The sequence below is a fragment of the Streptomyces inhibens genome (assembly GCF_003389455.1).
In the GTDB taxonomy this organism is placed as follows: domain Bacteria; phylum Actinomycetota; class Actinomycetes; order Streptomycetales; family Streptomycetaceae; genus Streptomyces; species Streptomyces inhibens.
Genome location: NZ_QUAC01000448.1, coordinates 1 through 16,423, shown reverse-complemented (window position 1 = coordinate 16,423; position 16,423 = coordinate 1). Strand labels below are relative to the sequence as shown.

General features: G+C 70.3%; 16 protein-coding genes and 1 pseudogene. 8 read left to right on the top strand and 9 right to left on the bottom strand.

Annotated features, from left to right (window positions below; all coding sequences use genetic code 11):
- A pseudogene (locus DY245_RS38730) lies at positions 1-224 on the top strand (hypothetical protein); the annotation flags it as partial.
- A gap of 78 nt (positions 225-302) precedes the next feature.
- On the opposite strand, the gene DY245_RS38725 reads toward DY245_RS38730, so the two are convergent.
- Positions 303-1,832, bottom strand: coding sequence for a peptide MFS transporter (locus tag DY245_RS38725; RefSeq protein ID WP_128511791.1), 1,530 nt, complete (start codon positions 1,830-1,832; stop codon positions 303-305).
- Positions 1,833-2,345: 513 nt separating this feature from the next.
- Between DY245_RS38725 and DY245_RS38720 the strand changes: the two genes are divergently transcribed.
- The gene (locus DY245_RS38720) at positions 2,346-3,026 is read left to right on the top strand and encodes a response regulator transcription factor (RefSeq protein WP_033266590.1); all 681 of its coding nucleotides are present in this window, start codon (positions 2,346-2,348) and stop codon (positions 3,024-3,026) included.
- 16 nt (positions 3,027-3,042) lie between these two features.
- Positions 3,043-4,290 carry an ATP-binding protein gene (locus DY245_RS38715; protein ID WP_128511790.1) on the top strand — a complete coding sequence of 416 codons (1,248 nt, stop codon included), beginning with the start codon at positions 3,043-3,045 and terminating at the stop codon, positions 4,288-4,290.
- A gap of 21 nt (positions 4,291-4,311) precedes the next feature.
- Here DY245_RS38715 and DY245_RS38710 read toward each other — a convergent pair whose 3' ends face one another.
- Together DY245_RS38710 and DY245_RS38705 are read right to left on the bottom strand one after the other, a co-directional pair.
- Positions 4,312-4,821 (bottom strand): GtrA family protein, encoded by a 510-nt coding sequence (locus DY245_RS38710; protein ID WP_128511789.1) that lies wholly within the window; start codon positions 4,819-4,821, stop codon positions 4,312-4,314.
- 135 nt (positions 4,822-4,956) lie between these two features.
- Entirely contained in the window at positions 4,957-5,388 is a 432-nt protein-coding gene (locus DY245_RS38705) for a protease inhibitor I42 family protein (RefSeq protein ID WP_244943529.1), read from the bottom strand.
- A gap of 166 nt (positions 5,389-5,554) precedes the next feature.
- On the opposite strand from DY245_RS38705, the gene DY245_RS38700 reads away from it, so the two are divergent.
- From DY245_RS38700 to DY245_RS38690, 3 genes are read left to right on the top strand one after another with little or no spacing between them, the layout of a single operon-like run.
- Complete coding sequence (locus DY245_RS38700; protein ID WP_128511788.1) at positions 5,555-6,706, top strand: 5-(carboxyamino)imidazole ribonucleotide synthase; 1,152 nt, start codon at positions 5,555-5,557, stop codon at positions 6,704-6,706.
- Positions 6,707-6,753: 47 nt separating this feature from the next.
- The gene (gene purE, locus DY245_RS38695) at positions 6,754-7,257 is read left to right on the top strand and encodes a 5-(carboxyamino)imidazole ribonucleotide mutase (protein WP_128511794.1); all 504 of its coding nucleotides are present in this window, start codon (positions 6,754-6,756) and stop codon (positions 7,255-7,257) included.
- Complete coding sequence (locus DY245_RS38690) at positions 7,254-8,441, top strand: dipeptidase (RefSeq protein ID WP_128511787.1); 1,188 nt, start codon at positions 7,254-7,256, stop codon at positions 8,439-8,441. The genes purE and DY245_RS38690 overlap by 4 nt, the downstream gene beginning before the upstream one ends.
- Positions 8,442-8,451: 10 nt before the next feature.
- On the opposite strand, the gene DY245_RS38685 is transcribed toward DY245_RS38690, so the two are convergent.
- Both DY245_RS38685 and DY245_RS38680 read right to left on the bottom strand, forming a co-directional pair.
- On the bottom strand, positions 8,452-8,823 hold the full coding sequence (locus DY245_RS38685) for a VOC family protein (protein WP_128511786.1): 372 nt from the start codon (positions 8,821-8,823) through the stop codon (positions 8,452-8,454).
- A 98-nt stretch (positions 8,824-8,921) separates the two neighbouring features.
- The gene (locus tag DY245_RS38680; protein WP_128511785.1) at positions 8,922-10,262 is read right to left on the bottom strand and encodes a UDP-glucose dehydrogenase family protein; all 1,341 of its coding nucleotides are present in this window, start codon (positions 10,260-10,262) and stop codon (positions 8,922-8,924) included.
- A gap of 210 nt (positions 10,263-10,472) precedes the next feature.
- On the opposite strand from DY245_RS38680, the gene DY245_RS38675 reads away from it, so the two are divergent.
- Positions 10,473-11,648 (top strand): acyl-CoA dehydrogenase family protein, encoded by a 1,176-nt coding sequence (locus DY245_RS38675; RefSeq protein WP_128511784.1) that lies wholly within the window; start codon positions 10,473-10,475, stop codon positions 11,646-11,648.
- Between the two features lie 103 nt (positions 11,649-11,751).
- On the opposite strand, the gene DY245_RS38670 is transcribed toward DY245_RS38675, so the two are convergent.
- The gene (locus tag DY245_RS38670) at positions 11,752-13,038 is read right to left on the bottom strand and encodes an LCP family protein (RefSeq protein WP_128511783.1); all 1,287 of its coding nucleotides are present in this window, start codon (positions 13,036-13,038) and stop codon (positions 11,752-11,754) included.
- Positions 13,039-13,339: 301 nt separating this feature from the next.
- Between DY245_RS38670 and DY245_RS38665 the strand changes: the two genes are divergently transcribed.
- Entirely contained in the window at positions 13,340-13,894 is a 555-nt protein-coding gene (locus tag DY245_RS38665; protein ID WP_128511782.1) for an acyl-CoA thioesterase, read from the top strand.
- Here DY245_RS38665 and DY245_RS38660 read toward each other — a convergent pair.
- From DY245_RS38660 to DY245_RS38650, 3 genes are all read right to left on the bottom strand, one after another.
- Positions 13,845-14,426: a VanZ family protein gene (locus DY245_RS38660; RefSeq protein ID WP_128511781.1), complete on the bottom strand. Its 582-nt coding sequence runs from the start codon at positions 14,424-14,426 to the stop codon at positions 13,845-13,847. The two genes, DY245_RS38665 and DY245_RS38660, sit on opposite strands and share 50 nt — an antisense overlap.
- A 29-nt stretch (positions 14,427-14,455) precedes the next feature.
- Positions 14,456-14,887 (bottom strand): hypothetical protein, encoded by a 432-nt coding sequence (locus DY245_RS38655; RefSeq protein ID WP_244943527.1) that lies wholly within the window; start codon positions 14,885-14,887, stop codon positions 14,456-14,458.
- 100 nt (positions 14,888-14,987) lie between these two features.
- On the bottom strand, positions 14,988-16,423 hold a 1,436-nt coding region (locus tag DY245_RS38650), incomplete at its 5' end, for an LCP family protein (protein ID WP_483409839.1).

The following is a 16,423-nucleotide window of genomic DNA, read 5'->3' as shown; positions in this document are numbered from 1 at the left end:
TCTCCCCGCCGGAGGTGCGGTTTTCCTCAGCTTTTTTCTGCGGTCTTCCTCATGGTGGCGGCGCGGCGGGACCGGCCAGCGTCGCGGGCGGCAGCGGCGGCCTCGCCGAGACCGGCGCCGGTGACCACGGCGCGCTGACCGCGCTCGGCCTGGTCGCGGGCACGGTCATCCTGCTCGGCGGCGCGGTCTTCACCTTCACCCCGTGGCGGCGGCTGCGCCGCTGACGGCCATCCGTCCGCCCCACCGCATACGGAAGGGCCCGGCACACAACCGTGTGCCGGGCCCTTCCTGGTGCGCAGGCGTCAGCGAACGTCGCCCATGAGCGCCACGATCTTCCGGCGGTAGGACCACACCGCGAAGCCGGCCAGCACCGCGAGCGCGGCCTCGATGCCCAGCATGGTGGTACCGCTCAGGTCCACGCCGCCGATGGACAGCAGACCCGTGAGGCAGTCACCCGCGGTGACGGCGAGGAACCAGACGCCCAGCATCTGGCTGGCGTACTTCCGCGGCGCCATCTTGGTGGTCACCGACAGGCCGACCGGGGACAGGCACAGCTCACCGATGGTCTGGATCATGTAGATCGAGATCAGCCACATCGGGCTGACCTTCGTGCCGTCCGAGGACATCATCATCGGGACGATGAAGACGAAGAACGAGGCGCCGATGAGGAACATCGCCATCGCGAACTTCACCGTGGTGCTGGGCTCGCGGTTCGAGCGCGCCAGCCACAGCCACAGCCAGGCGAAGACCGGCGCCATCGCCATGACCCACAGCGGGTTCACGGACTGGAACCAGGAGGACGGGAAGCTGAGTCCGAAGACCTCGCCGGCGGTGTTCTTCTCGGCGAAGGCGGACATCGTCGAGCCGCCCTGGTCGTAGATCATCCAGAACACCGCGGCGGCCACGAAGAACCAGATGTAGCCGCTGACCTTGGTCTGCTCGGTGGCGCTGAGCTCCTTGTCGCGCTTGATCCGCGCCAGCACGGTGATCGGGATGATCAGGCCGAGCAGGGTGATCGGGACCAGCGCCCAGTTCAGCGTGAAGTGACCGGTCAGCACGACCGCGCCGTAGAAGACCACGGCGACGGCGAGCCAGATCAGGCCCTTGCGCAGCCACATGGTGCGCTCCTCGGCCCGCAGCGGGGTCGGAACGACGCTGGACTGCGGGTTGAGGTGGCGGGTGCCGATCAGGAACTGGACCAGGCCCAGGGCCATACCGAGCGCCGCGAGCGCGAAGCCCAGGTGCCAGTTGACGCTCTGGCCGACGGTGCCGATGACCAGCGGCGCGGCGAAGGCACCGAGGTTGATGCCCATGTAGAAGATGGTGAAGCCGCCGTCCCGACGCGGGTCCTGCGGACCGTCGTAGAGGTGGCCGACCATGGTCGAGATGTTGGCCTTCAGCAGACCCGAGCCCGCCGCGACCAGCCCCAGACCGACAAAGAACATCGCCTGGCCCGGTACGGCCAGCGCCAAGTGGCCGGCCATGATGACGCCGGCCGAGATGGCCACCGTCTTCCGCGGTCCCCAGACCCGGTCGCCGAACCAGCCGCCGGGGAGGGCGAGGAGGTAGACCATCGCCAGGTAGACGGCGTAGATGGCCGACGCGGTGGTCAGATTCATGGCCAGACCGCCGCCCTGAGCTCCCTTTTCGGCGTCCGCGCCGCCGGAGATCAGGTAGACCACGAGCAGGGCCCGCATGCCGTAGAAGCTGAAGCGCTCCCACATCTCGGTCATGAAGAGAGTGGCCAGTCCGCGGGGGTGGCCGAAGAAGGTCTTGCCGCCGTCTACAGGGTTCCCCTGCTGGGCCGCGTCCTTCGTCAGGCTGGACGCCATGGTGCTTCCTTGCTGCTCGGGACGCGTTCGAAGGCCGTTACGCGCCCGGTGGGGGATGACCGGCACCGGCGTGGACCTGCCCGCCCCCACGTCCGGGGGGTTCGACACCACCTGAAGGGGTGCCGGCAGGACGGTCCTCCACCGGGATCCACGCCCCCCGTTGCTACTAGCGCGGTGGATCCGGTCGACAGGTCGTTCACTGTGTATCAGGACTGGGGGTTCCAGCCCCGCACACAACGGGGGACCGCTGACCTCAGTTGAGAGTCACGGTCCCCGGGATGGTGCGATGGACGTCCCGCCACCATACGTCTGGTTCCGTCACCGTTGGGGCCCGTGAGAGAACGCTCACACCGGTGCAGGGAACCGCGGGCGCCCCCGCGGACGACCGCGCGCCCTCGCGCGCGCCCATGGACTCGCGCAGCTCACGGCCGTACCGGTGCAGGAACGGTCCGCCGTCGGCCATCCGCGCTGGTCCGCCCCCTCGGCCCCGATACATCGGACTACCATCGGGCCATGACCCGTGTACTGCTCGCCGAGGATGACGCGTCCATCTCGGAGCCGCTCGCCCGCGCACTGCGCCGCGAGGGTTACGAAGTCGAGGTGCGCGAGGACGGCCCGACGGCGCTCGACGCCGGTCTCCAGGGCAATATCGACCTCGTCGTCCTGGATCTGGGGCTGCCCGGCATGGACGGCCTGGAGGTCGCCCGCCGGCTGCGCAACGAAGGCCATTCCTTCCCCATCCTGGTGCTGACCGCCCGCGCCGACGAGGTGGACACCGTCGTCGGCCTGGACGCCGGCGCCGACGACTACGTCACCAAGCCCTTCCGGCTCGCCGAACTCCTCGCCCGTGTACGGGCCCTGCTGCGCCGCGGTTCCACCGCCGAGCCCCAGCAGCCGCCGGCCACCCACGGCGTGCGGATCGATGTCGAGTCGCACCGCGCGTGGATGGGCGAGGAGGAACTCCAGCTCACGGCGAAGGAATTCGATCTGCTGCGGGTCCTGGTGCGGGACGCCGGCCGGGTCGTCACCCGCGACCAGCTGATGCGCGAGGTCTGGGACACCACGTGGTGGTCCTCCACGAAGACCCTCGACATGCATATCTCCTGGCTGCGCAAGAAGCTCGGGGACGACGCCGCCAACCCCCGCTACATCGCCACCGTCCGCGGTGTCGGCTTCCGCTTCGAAAAAAGCTGAAAAGAGCCAGCAGCCCGTGCGCCGCCGCCTGATCAACTCCACGCTCGCCGTGGTGCTCGTCGTGATCGCCGTCTTCGGTGTCTCGCTCGTCATCGTCGAGACCCGCACGATCCAGACCGGTGCGCAGGAAAGCGTGGCGTCCGAGGCGGTCCGGCTCGTGGGGATCGTCGAGAGCCGGCTGGGCAGCGGCGAGAAGATCACGCCGGAGATCCTCTCCGAGCAGATTACCGCCAAGAGGTACGCCCGGATCAAGGTGCCCGGCAAGGCGCCGATCGAGATCGGGAAGCGTCCCTCGGGCGATGTCATCGAGTCGGAGGCGCGGGGCGACCGCGGTGAGTCCGTCACCGTCCAGGAGTCCCGCTCCATGGTCAGTTCGGAGATCGGCCGGACGCTGCTGGTCATTCTGGCCGTGGCGCTGCTGGCGATCGTCGCGGCCGTCATCCTGGCCGTCCGCCAGGGCCGCCGGCTGACCGCGCCGCTCACCGATCTCGCCGAGACCGCCGAGCGGCTCGGCTCCGGCGACCCGCGCCCGCGCCACCGCCGCTACGGTGTCCAGGAGCTGGACCGGGTCGCCGATGTGCTGGACGCCAGCGCCGAGCGGATCGCCCGGATGCTGACCGCCGAGCGGCGGCTCGCCGCGGACGCCTCCCATCAGCTGCGTACGCCGCTGACCGCGCTGTCCATGCGGCTGGAGGAGATCACCCTCACCGACGACCCGGAGACCGTGAAGGAAGAGGCCACCATCGCGCTGGCGCAGGTGGAGCGGCTGACGGATGTCGTCCAGCGGCTGCTGACCAATTCGCGGGATCCACGCAGCGGCTCCGCGGTCGCCTTCGACCTGGACGAGGTCGTCAAGCAGCAGATCGAGGAGTGGCGGCCGGCCTACCGCAGCGCGGGGCGGGCCATCGTCCGCTCCGGAAAGAAGGGGCTGCGGGCCGTCGGCACACCGGGCGCGGTGGCCCAGGTGATGGCCACCCTCATCGAGAATTCGCTGATGCACGGCGACGGAACGGTCGCGCTGCGTACCCGCGTCACCGGCAACCAGGCCGTCGTCGAGGTCACCGACGCCGGGCCCGGGGTCCCGCCGGACCTCGGCTCCCGGGTCTTCGAGCGGACCGTCTCGGGCCGTAACTCCACGGGGCTGGGGCTCGCCGTGGCGCGTGATCTGGCGGAGGCGGACGGCGGGCGGCTGGAGCTGCTCCAGCAGCATCCGCCGGTCTTCGCGCTGTTCCTGGCGCGGGAGGCGGGGCCCGCCGAGGAGTGAGGCCTGCGCGGCCCGGCGCCGCTACTTGCGGGTGGTGCTGCGCGGCCGCTGTGAGCCGTCGGCCAGGAAGGACTCCGCGGTCTCTATCGCCTTGCGCGCGGGCAGCGCACGGAAGACCCAGGTGCGGTAGGACCAGAAGCGGAAGAGCGTGGCGACGGCGATGCCGACGAACTTGAAGACGTTGCTCTGCAACGGGGTGTCCCAGTGGAACCCGTACGTCGCGACGTAGAGCAGGCCGTTCTCGATCACCAGGCCGATCGCGCTGAACAGCAGGAAGAGCGTCAGCTCCTTGGTGCGGCCCTGCTTGTCGCGGTCGCGGTAGGTGAAGTAGCGGTAGCCGAGGTAGTTGGTACCGGTCGCCACGACCGTCGCGATGATGCTGGCCCGGACCACGGGCACCTCGGTCAGATGCCGTACGAGGTTGAACACCACGAAGTTGACCACGACACCCGCGCCGCCGACGGCGCCGAACTTCACGACTTCCCGAGTGAGCGCCTCCAGCCTCGACCGCAGTGCGCTCCGTTCACTCATGGTGATCGATCAGCTCCCCGTCGTGGGCGGTGTGCGCGGCCGTCAACTCTGGTCCGCCCCCTCATGCTATCCACGGCCGGATGGCGGTGCCCGCCGCCTGTCGACTCCGTGCGCAAACCCGGCCAACGGCGCCCGTCAGCCGACCGTGACACGGAAGTTGAGGCTGCGGGCGCCCGCCTCGTCGGCGGCGCCGGTGCCGCAGCGCCGGCAGCGCAGCAGACGTAAGTCCGTACGGCCCGGGTGGACCGCCTCGAAGTCGAGATAGCGGGCGGCGCCGGAGCCGGACGGTGGTGCACCGTCGGGGACCTCGCGCCCGCCGGCGGCCTTGAGGACGGCCGGGTCGGGGCGGGGCTCGGCGATGATCCAGCGGTAGCCGTCGGCGGGGGAGTCGGCGACCTTCACGCTGAAGCGGTCACCGGCAAAGACCGCGATCTCGGTGTCGTCCGCGCCATAGACCTTCGGCGCGGACAGCTGGCTGAAAACGGAGTGCAGGGCTATCAGCAGCGCGGCGATCGCGACGACGATCACCAGCGTCCTGGAGCCCTTCGCTATGCCACTGTTCTCCATCGGGCCTCCCCTTCGCCGGGCCCGGACCGGGCGCCGGGCCCACGCCCCCTGGCCCGAGGGTAATGGCCCATGTCGATCTTGAACCGGCGATCTTCGAACGCGCGAACTCGGAGGATCATCCAAGCCGGGGTCGGGGCAGCGGCGCCGTGCGGATACCCTGGGGGGCGTGACGTTCCCGGTAGTCGGCATGGTCGGCGGCGGTCAGCTCGCCCGTATGACCCACGAGGCGGGTATCCCCCTCGGCATCAAATTCAAGCTCCTCAGCGACACCCCGCAGGATTCGGCGGCCCAGGTGGTCAGCGATGTCGTCATCGGCGACTACCGCGACCTGGAGACGCTGCGTGCCTTCGCCCGTGGCTGCGATGTGATCACGTTCGATCACGAGCACGTTCCCACCGAGCACTTGCGTGCGCTGGAGGCCGACGGCATCCCCGTGCGGCCCGGCCCCGACGCGCTGGTGCACGCCCAGGACAAGGGGGTGATGCGGGCGAAGCTGGACGCGATCGGCGTCCCGTGCCCGCGTCATCGCCTCGTCTCCGACCCGGCCGACGTCGAGCGGTTCGCGGCCGAGGGCGAAGGGTTCCCGGTGATCCTCAAGACCGTCCGCGGGGGCTATGACGGCAAGGGCGTCTGGGTCGTGCGATCCTCCAAGGAGGCCGAGGAGCCGTTCCGTGCCGGAGTGCCCGTCCTGGCGGAGGAAAAGGTCGATTTCGTCCGCGAGCTGGCGGCCAACATCGTCCGCTCCCCGCACGGCCAGGCCGTCGCCTACCCGGTCGTGGAGTCCATCCAGGTCGACGGCGTCTGTGACACCGTGATCGCGCCGGCGCCCGATCTCGACCCCGAGCTGGCCGGCCAGGCCCAGGAGCTGGCGCTGCGCATCGCCAAGGAGCTGAACGTCGTCGGCCACCTGGCCGTCGAGCTCTTCGAGGCCGTCGCTCCCGATGGCGCCCGTCGCATCCTGGTCAACGAGCTCGCGATGCGCCCGCACAACTCCGGCCACTGGACCCAGGACGGCGCGATCACCTCGCAGTTCGCCAACCACGTCCGTGCCGTGCTCGACCTCCCGCTCGGCGATCCCCGCCCGCGCGCCCGCTGGACGGTCATGGCCAACGTTCTCGGCGGCGACTATCCCGACATGTATTACGCGTACCTCCATTGCATGGCGCGGGACCCGCAGCTGAAGATCCATATGTACGGGAAGGACGTGAAGCCCGGCCGTAAGGTCGGACACGTCAACACCTACGGCGACGACCTGGCCGACGTGCGTGAGCGCGCCGCGCACGCCGCCGGCTATCTGCGAGGAACGATCACCGAATGACTTCCAGCTCCCCCGCGGCGGCCGGCGCCCCGCTCATCGGCATCGTCATGGGCTCCGACTCCGACTGGCCCGTCATGGAGGCCGCCGCCCAGGCCCTCGCCGAGTTCGAGATCCGCTTCGAGGTCGATGTCGTCTCGGCCCACCGGATGCCGCGCGAGATGATCGCGTACGGCGAGCAGGCGGCCGAGCGCGGCCTCAAGGCGATCATCGCCGGCGCCGGCGGCGCGGCCCACCTCCCCGGGATGCTCGCCTCCGTCACCCCGCTGCCGGTCATCGGCGTCCCCGTCCCGCTGAAGTACCTCGACGGGATGGACTCGCTGCTGTCCATCGTCCAGATGCCGGCCGGTGTGCCGGTCGCCACCGTCTCGGTCGGCGGGGCCCGTAACGCCGGGCTGCTCGCCGCCCGGATCCTCGCCACCACGGACGCCGAACTCCTCGGCCGGATGCGGGAGTTCCAGCAGGAGCTCAACGAGCAGGCCACCGAGAAGGGCAAGCGGCTGCGCAACAAGGTCTCGACCCCGAACGGCTTCGGCTTCGGGGTCGGCAAGTGAGCCCCTCCCAGGACGCCGCACGGGATCTGCTCGCCCGCTGGCCCGTCGTCGACGGCCACAACGACCTGCCCTGGGCGCTGCGCGAGCAGGTCCGCTACGACCTCGACCGGCGCGATATCGCCGCCGACCAGTCCGCGAACCTCCACACCGACCTGCCGCGGCTGCGGGCCGGCGGCGTCGGCGCGCAGTTCTGGTCCGTCTACGTACGCGCCGACTACGCGGGCGACACGGCGGTCAGCGCCACTCTCGAACAGATCGATGTGGTGCGGCAGTTGGTCGCCCGCTACCCGGACGAGCTGCGCCTGGCGCACACCGCCGACGACATGGAGACGGCCCGCGCCGAAGGCCGGATCGCGTCCCTCATGGGCGCCGAGGGCGGCCACTCCATCAACAACTCGCTGGCCACCCTGCGCGCGCTGCACCAGCTCGGCGTCCGCTATATGACGCTCACCCACAACAACACCATCGCCTGGGCGGACTCCGCGACCGACGAGCCGCGCCACAACGGTCTGTCGGCCTTCGGCGAAGAGGTCGTCCGCGAGATGAACCGCTGCGGGATGCTCGTCGACCTCTCGCACGTCTCGGCCGACACCATGCGCGACGCGCTGCGCGTCAGCACCGCACCGGTGATCTTCTCGCACTCCTCCGCGCGCGCCGTCTGCGACCATCCGCGCAACATCCCGGACGACGTCCTCGCCCAGCTGCCGGCCAACGGCGGTGTCGCGATGGCCACCTTCGTGCCGAAGTTCGTGCTGCCGGCCGCCGTCGAGTGGACGCTGCGCGCCGACGAGAACATGCGGGCGCACGGGCTGCACCACCTCGACACCACCGCGGAGGGGATGGCGGTCCAGCGAGCCTTCGAAGCCGCCCACCCGCGCCCGAAGGCCACCGCGGCCACCGTCGCCGACCATCTCGACCATATGCGTGAGGTCGCCGGCATCGACCACATCGGCATCGGCGGCGACTTCGACGGCACCGCCTTCACCCCGGACGATCTGGCCGATGTCGCCGGCTACCCGAATCTGATCGCCGAGCTGCTGGACCGCAAGTGGTCCGAGGCCGAGCTGGCCAAGCTCACCTGGCAGAACGCGGTACGTGTGCTGCGCGCCGCCGAGGACGCGGCGCGGACCGAGCAGCAGCGGCGCGGCCCGTCCCACGCGACGATCGAGCAGCTGGACGGCTGACGTCCGTCGGTTATTTCAGGCAAAGGCAGAAGGGGTGCCCGACCGGGTCGAGATAGACCCGGAAGTCGCGCACCCCTTCGTCGTGTTGGACGAGCTTGGCGCCCAGCGCGACGACCTTGCGCTCGGCCTCGTCGATCTGCGCGCTCGCCACGTCGAAGTCGAGGTGCAGCTGCTGCGGGACGTCCTGGCCCGGCCACTGCGGCGGCCGGTAGTCCGCCACCTGCTGGAAGGCGAGGGCACGGCCGTCCGGTCCGGCGACCTCGACCCAGTCGCCGTCACCGTTGTCCTCGACCCGCCAGCCGAGCACCTCGGCATAGAAGCCGGCGAGCGCCTGTGGGTCGGGACAGTCCAGTGCGACGACGCCGAGCGAAATCAGACTCATGCCGTTACCTTGCCATGTCGCCGTCCCACGTTGTCGGCTTTCCCGCAACGGCGACAAGCCACCACGGCAGGAAAGCCGACAACGTGGGGCACCAACCACTACGCCTGCGGGCGGCCCAGCGCGCGATACGTCCAGCCGGCCTTGCGCCACAGCTCCGGGTCCAGGGCGTTGCGGCCGTCCAGGATGCGGCGCTCGGCGACCACGTCACCGAGGGCGGCCGGGTCCAGCTCGCGGAACTCGCGCCACTCCGTCAGATGCAGCACCGCATCCGCGCCGCGCACCGCCTCCAGCGCGCTGTCGGCGTACCCCAGCGTCGGGAAGATCCGGCGGGCGTTGTCCATGCCCTTCGGGTCGTAGACGGTGACCTGGCCGCCCTGGAGGTGGATCTGGCCCGCGACATTGAGCGCGGGGGAGTCGCGTACGTCGTCCGAGTCCGGCTTGAAGGTCGCACCGAGGACGGCGACCCGCTTGCCGAGGAAACCGCCGCCGACCGCGTTACGGGTCAGCTCGACCATGTGGCCGCGGCGCCGCATATTGATCGAGTCGATCTCGCGCAGGAAGGTCAGCGCCTGGTCGGCGCCCAGCTCACCGGCGCGCGCCATGAAGGCCCGCAGGTCCTTGGGCAGGCAGCCGCCGCCGAAGCCGATGCCGGCCCGCAGGAACTTCTTGCCGATCCGCTCGTCGTGCCCGATGGCCTCGGCCAGCTTCACCACATCGCCGTCGGCCGCCTCGCACACCTCCGCCATGGCATTGATGAAGGAGATCTTCGTCGCCAGGAAGGAGTTGGCGGAGGTCTTCACCAGCTCGGACGTCGGGTAGTCCATGACGATGAACGGCGAGCCCCCGGCGATCGGTGTGGCGTACACCTCGCGCAGCAGCTCCTCGGCCCGCTCGCCGGCCACACCGACGACGATCCGGTCCGGGTGCAGGGTGTCCTGCACCGCGAACCCCTCGCGCAGGAACTCCGGGTTCCAGGCCAGCTCGGCTGCCGCGCCGGCCGGGGCGCCGGCCGCCAGCCGCTCGGCGAGCCGGGCCGCGCTGCCCACCGGCACCGTCGACTTGCCGACCACGAGTGTGGGCCGGGTCAGATGCGGTGCCAGCGAGTCGAAGGCGCTGTCCACGTACGACATGTCGCAGGCGTACTCACCGTGCTTCTGCGGGGTGTTCACACAGACGAAGTGCACATCGCCGAAGGCCCCGGCCTCCTCGTAGGAGGTGGTGAAGCGCAGCCGGCCGCTGGACCCCTCGATCCCGGCGACATGGCGGCGCAGCAGCTCCTCCAGGCCGGGCTCGTACATCGGGACCTCGCCCCGCTGCAGCATCTCGATCTTCTCGGGCACCACATCGAGCCCCAGCACCTCGAAGCCCAGCTCGGCCATGGCCGCGGCGTGGGTGGCGCCGAGGTAGCCGGTGCCGATCACGGTGATCTTGAGGGCCATCGATGCTCCAGACACGTACAAGGGGAAAACGGCGCTGACCGAGCATAGTCGCGGCCGCCACGCCCTACTCCAGCCGTGGCACGCGCAGCCCCGTAACTGTCGGCAACCTCACGTATCCGCGGGCCGGGGTCGGCACCTAGAATCCGGAGAGATAACGGGTTACTTAACGGTAGTTAGCACTGCCGACAGCTCACAGGGGAGTGGGAAGCCGTGGCGGGAACCGCTGATTTCGATCTGTACCGGCCGTCCGAGGAGCACGACATGCTCCGCGAGTCGGTGCGCTCGCTCGCCGAGGCGAAGATCGGGCCGTTCGCCGCCGCGGTGGACGAGGAGGCCCGCTTCCCGCAGGAGGCGCTCGACGCGCTGGTCGCCAACGACCTGCACGCGGTCCACGTACCGGAGGGCTACGGCGGTGCCGGCGCCGACGCGCTGGCGACCGTCATCGTCATCGAGGAGGTGGCCCGCGTCTGCGCGTCCTCCTCCCTGATCCCGGCCGTCAACAAGCTCGGCTCCCTCCCGGTGATCCTCTCCGGCTCCGAGGAGCTGAAGAAGAAGTACCTGGGCCCGCTCGCCAAGGGCGACGGAATGTTCTCGTACTGCCTGAGCGAGCCGGACGCCGGTTCCGACGCGGCCGGCATGAAGACCAAGGCCGTCCGCGACGGCGACCACTACATCCTCAACGGCGTCAAGCGCTGGATCACCAACGCCGGCGTCAGCGAGTACTACACGGTGATGGCCGTCACCGACCCCGAGAAGCGCTCCAAGGGCATCTCGGCGTTCGTCGTCGAGAAGGGCGACGAGGGCGTCTCCTTCGGCGCCCCGGAGAAGAAGCTCGGCATCAAGGGCTCCCCGACCCGCGAGGTCTACCTCGACAACGTCCGGATCCCCGCGGACCGCCTCATCGGCGCCGAGGGCACCGGCTTCGCCACCGCCATGAAGACCCTGGACCACACCCGCATCACCATCGCGGCCCAGGCGCTCGGCATCGCCCAGGGCGCCCTGGACTACGCCAAGGGCTATGTCCAGGAGCGCAAGCAGTTCGGCAAGCCGATCGGCGACTTCCAGGGCGTGCAGTTCATGCTCGCCGACATGGCCATGAAGGTGGAGGCGGCCCGTCAGCTGACCTACGCCGCGGCGGCCCGGTCCGAGCGGATATCGGCCGGCGGCAAGGGCGAGGACCTGACGTTCTTCGGCGCGGCGGCCAAGTGCTACGCCTCCGACGCGGCCATGGAGATCACCACGGACGCCGTCCAGCTGCTCGGCGGCTACGGCTACACCCGTGACTACCCGGTCGAGCGGATGATGCGGGACGCCAAGATCACCCAGATCTACGAGGGCACCAACCAGGTCCAGCGGATCGTGATGGCGCGCAACCTGCCGCAGTAGGCAGGGCACAGGTACAGAGGAGGGGCCCCGGACCGCCACTGCGGTTCGGGGCCCCTCCTCTGTCAGGCCGCTTCATCTGTCAGGTCTTTTGTCGGGCCGCCCGTCAGTTGCCGGAGACCGTGACCTTCTCGTCGTTCTTCAGCTGCTGGACCAGCTGCTGGAGCTTGGCCTTGTCCCAGAGCAGGTTGCCGCCGCTGCTGCCGGAGACCGGCATGTTCAACGACTTGCCCTCGCCGCCCGTGACGCCCTTCATCGCGAAGAACATCTGGCCCAGGTCCCACAGGCCCATGTCCTTGTCGACGATGAGCGTGTCCAGGCCGGCGCCCATCGTCGGGTAGAGCTTGAACGGGTTGAGGAGCGTGCCGGGGGTGGCGGTCTGGCTCGCCAGGGCGGACAGGAACTTCTGCTGGTTCTTGGTGCGCTCCAGGTCCTGGGTCGCGAACGCGTGCCGGGTCCGGACGAAGGCGAGCGCCTGCTGGCCGTTGAGCGTCTGCTTGCCGGCCGGGAAGTCGGCGCCGGAGTCCTTGTCCTTGAAGGCCTTGGGGATGTTCATCTCGACCCCGCCGATCGCATCCACGATGTTGGCGAAGCCGGCGAAACCGATCTCGACGTAGTGGTCGATGTGCAGCTTGGTGTTGTACTCGACGGTGCGCACCAGCAGCTCCGGGCCGTCCTCGGCGTAGGCCGCGTTGAGCTTGGTGTGCCGCCCGGTGCCCGGGTACTTCTTGCCGGAGTCGGAGCCGACGAACGACGGTATCTCGACGTCCGAGTCGCGCGGCAGGGATATCAGCGTCGGGCCGTTGCTGCCGTCGTGCAGGATCATCATCGAGTCGGTGCGCTTGCCCTCGGCGGAGCCGGTGTGCAGCTTCTTCTTCTCCTCGGCGGACATGCCCTCGCGGCTGTCCGAGCCCACGATCAGGTAGTTCGTGCCGTCGCCCGCCTCGGGCCGGTCGATGACCTTGCTCAGGTCGACCTGCCGGCGGAGCTTGCCGTCCGCCCAGAAGTACGTGGCGACCGAGCCGACCGCGAGCACCACGACCACGGTGATGACCGTCCACTTGATGCGGCGGCCCCAGCGGGGGCGCGGCCGGCCGCCGCGGCCGTCGCCGTAACCGTCGTCATAGCCGTTACCGCCACCACGGCCGCCGCCGTAGACCTGGCCGGTGTTGTAGCCGTCGTCGTAGCCCTGGGACTGCTGCGGCGGCACGCTCGCGCCCCTGCGCGGGGACATCGACGGCGGCAGCGGAGGCTCATGCCGCTGGTAGCCGGGGCCTGCGTCGCGCCGCACCTGGGGCATGGCGCGCGCACCCTCCGGCTCGGCGCTGTTGCTGCCGTGTCCGTACCGGTTACCGCTCTGGTCGCCTGACCACCCATTGGGCCACTCATTCATACGGGGAAGTGTGCACGGCTCAGGGGGCTGCCCAATAGGGCGGGTGCCGGATCGGGCCATGGCTGTTGCAGAGCTGATGCAAAGCTACGGCGGCCTTCCGCCGCATACCGCAAGGGGACGTGACCATTCCGACCTGGGCGAATGGAAGCAACCATTCCGGATGGTTTCCGGCGGGAATCGCGAGACCCGTGTCACGGCGAGACCTGCGTCACGGATCGGCGCGGAAGGGCGGGAGCCGGGCGAGATCTGTGTCACGGACGGCGCGCGGTGACCTCGTACGGTCCCCGCTTACGCTGGCTGCATGACCGAACCCGTCACCAACAGCCCCGAGGGTGAGCTTGAGGGCAAGCCCACCTCCGCGTCCCGCATCACGCTCAGCCACATCATGACGGCCGGCGACACGAACCTCCTCGGGACGGTGCACGGTGGCGTGATCATGAAACTGGTCGACGACGCGGCGGGCGCGGTGGCCGGGCGTCACTCCGGCGGCCCGGCCGTGACCGCCTCCATGGACGAGATGGCCTTTCTGGAGCCGGTCCGGATCGGCGATCTCGTGCATGTGCGCTCCCAGGTCAACTGGACCGGCCGGTCCTCGATGGAGGTCGGCGTACGGGTCCTGGCCGAGCGCTGGAACGAATCCAGCCCGGCCCAGCAGGTCGGCTCCGCCTACCTCGTCTTCGCCGCCGTGGACGAGCAGGGCAAGCCGCGCCGGGTGCCGCCGGTGATACCGGAGACCGAGCGGGACAAGCGCCGCTATCAGGAGGCGCAGATCCGCCGTACGCACCGCCTCGCCCGGCGGCGCGCGATCATGGAGCTGCGCGAACGGCGCGCCGCGGAAGGCCTCGACGACGCATAACGGCGACCGCCAGCCGGCCGAGCAGCGCCAGCCCCGCGCCGATGGCCGCGCCGGCCGCCGCGCACATCACATCGTCGATATCGGCGATCCGCCCGGCCCGCATCAGCAGCTGTGCCGTCTCGGTGACCAGGCACAGGCCCACACACAGCAGGAACGCCAGGGCGGCCGAGGCGCGCGGCACCGCGAACCGCAGCAGCAGCGGCACCGGAATGAACAGCGCCGCATTGGCGATCTGCCGTCGCACCAGCATCGCCAGCTCCCCCGGCTCCAGCTGGGCGCCCAGTTCGAACAGCCCCTCGCCGGGCCGCCACCACACCGTCGCGTCCCCCGAGCCGATCGGCTGGGTCGGCGCGAGCGTCGCCACCAGGAGCAGCAGCAGCCAGCCGGCCAGCAGCGCCCGGGCCGTGGTGCGCGGCGCGCAGCTGCCGGGGGCGAGGGCGGCCCACAGGGCGAGGGCCACCGCCAGTCCCAGCGCCGCGATGAGGAAGAGCGTCACCGTGGTGGGGGTGACGCCCAGCACAACCTGCCACACGATGCGCCCCTTTCAGGACATCCCGGACATCAACTGCAGCTCCATTTTGTGACGTAGAGCGTCTGCCCGCGTTCCATGACCCCCCGGATGCATTCGTCCGAGAGCATCTCCACCCGGCCGCTCAGCTCGACGGAGCCGCGCTGCGTCCGCCGGGTGCCGAACCAGCCGGGGAACGCGGTGATCCGGGCGTTCTTGCGCTGATAACCGAGCCGCACGGTGATCGCGTCGAGTCCTACCGCCGCCCCGTGCCGGCGGTAGGTCGCGGTGTACATCCCGTCGGATCCCACCGGACCGCGCAGACACAGCTGACCGCGCACCAGATCCCCGCAGCCGGTCGGCGCGGCGGGCGCCGGCGGCGCGGCGGCGGCGGTGGCCACGACCAGGCACATCGCGGCAACCGCGACCGCGACCCGGCGTGCATAGTGGTGCGCGTCCGGGCGGCGCGCGGGCGGCCCGGACACGGTGCGACGAGGCGCGGGGACACTCATGCCGAAGCCTCGCTTCGCTCGCCCTCGCATGCGCGAGGCACGCACCTTTCGATGATGACCTCGCTGCGCTCACTCATGGGCACACTGCCTCGTCACCGGTGATCGCCGAGATCCCGCCCGGCGTCTGCGGCGGCTCCTCGGCCCGTACCCGGTGCACCGCCCTGTGGTCCTGGCCGACCGTCACCTGCATCACCGGCCCCTGCCCGGCCACCGGCCGCAGCTGCGCGCCCGGCAGTGCGGCGGCCAGCGAGCGGGCCGAGCGGTCCCAGCGCGGGTCGTAGGCGATGACCGTGCGGGTCACCTTGCCGATGGTGGAGTTGCCGGGGGTGGCGGTGGTGGCGAAGCCGGTGGCATGCAGCTCCCCGGCCACCGTGGCGCCCAGCCCCGCCCGGTCGCTGCCGTTGTTGACCTGCACCTGGACCTGGCCGGGCGGTACGTCCACGACCGTGGCGCGCGGATCCTTCCGGGCCCGGTGCACCGCGATCGGCTTGTCCTCACGGATCGCCTGGAAGAGCTTCGGCGCCTGCACCGGATCCCACCGCACGGTCGAGCCGACGCCCGGCACCGGCCGGGCCAGATCGCCCAGCGGCACGGACGTGAACTCCGAGGACGACGGGCTGAAGCCGCGCATCGCCTGCCCGAGATCGACCAGGTCGTTGGCTCGGAAGCCCGAGTCGGCCCGTACGGACCCCAGCATCGTGTCGGCGACGTCCTTGAAGCGGATCGGGTTCATCAGCACTCCGGAGGAGGTGATCTTGTGGATGAGGGCGGCCAGGAAACGCTGCTGGCGCTGCATCCGGCCGAGGTCGGCGGACAGGTCGATATGCCGCGAGCGTACGTACTGCAGCGCCTGGCCCCCGTTGAGCCGCGACTTGCCGACCGGCAGATCCAGGCCCGTATAGCTGTCGCGCAGCCGCCGTACGGTGCAGATCTCCACCCCGCCGACCGCGTCCACGCTGCGCATGAAGCTGGTGAAGTCGACCTCCAGATAGTGGTCGATATGCACCCCCGTCATGTGCTCGACGGTCCGCACGGTCAGGTTCGGGCCGCCCTCCGCGTACGCCGCGTTCAGCTTGATCGGGTGCTTGGCGCGCTGGGCGTTGGTGACCGCGTCCAGATGCGCCGGGACCTCGGCGTAGGAGTCGCGCGGCAGGCTGATGACGCTGGCGCGGTCCCGGTCGGCGGACAGATGCACCAGCATCAGGGTGTCGGTGCAGTGACAGGGCGCGCCGCCCAGGTGGTACTTCTGCTTCTCGTCCTCGGTGAGCTTGTCGCGCCCGTCCGTGCCCACGACCAGGAAGTTCAGGCCGTCGCCGCCTCCGGGACGGTTGCTCATGCCCTTGAACGGGTCCACCCGGCCGATGCCGCTCTCCACGCCGGTGACCATGGCGTGCCCGACGCCGCTCGCCGCCAGCAGCAGCACGGACGTGACGGCGCCGATCCGCAGCCCCCAGCGCGTGCCCGACGGCCGCCGGCGCACGGCGGGCCGGGCGGCCCGGCGGCGGGCCG

Bases quoted from the DNA above. Each gene is read 5' to 3' on its own strand.
- DY245_RS38725 (WP_128511791.1), bottom strand. From the start codon at position 1,832: ATGGCGTCCAGCCTGACGAAGGACGCGGCCCAGCAGGGGAACCCTGTA.
- DY245_RS38710 (WP_128511789.1), bottom strand. From the start codon at position 4,821: ATGAGTGAACGGAGCGCACTGCGGTCGAGGCTGGAGGCGCTCACTCGG.
- DY245_RS38680 (WP_128511785.1), bottom strand. From the start codon at position 10,262: ATGGCCCTCAAGATCACCGTGATCGGCACCGGCTACCTCGGCGCCACC.
- DY245_RS38685 (WP_128511786.1), bottom strand. From the start codon at position 8,823: ATGAGTCTGATTTCGCTCGGCGTCGTCGCACTGGACTGTCCCGACCCA.
- DY245_RS38720 (WP_033266590.1), top strand. From the start codon at position 2,346: ATGACCCGTGTACTGCTCGCCGAGGATGACGCGTCCATCTCGGAGCCG.
- DY245_RS38665 (WP_128511782.1), top strand. From the start codon at position 13,340: ATGACCGAACCCGTCACCAACAGCCCCGAGGGTGAGCTTGAGGGCAAG.
- purE (WP_128511794.1), top strand. From the start codon at position 6,754: ATGGGCTCCGACTCCGACTGGCCCGTCATGGAGGCCGCCGCCCAGGCC.
- DY245_RS38705 (WP_244943529.1), bottom strand. From the start codon at position 5,388: ATGGAGAACAGTGGCATAGCGAAGGGCTCCAGGACGCTGGTGATCGTC.
- DY245_RS38670 (WP_128511783.1), bottom strand. From the start codon at position 13,038: ATGAATGAGTGGCCCAATGGGTGGTCAGGCGACCAGAGCGGTAACCGG.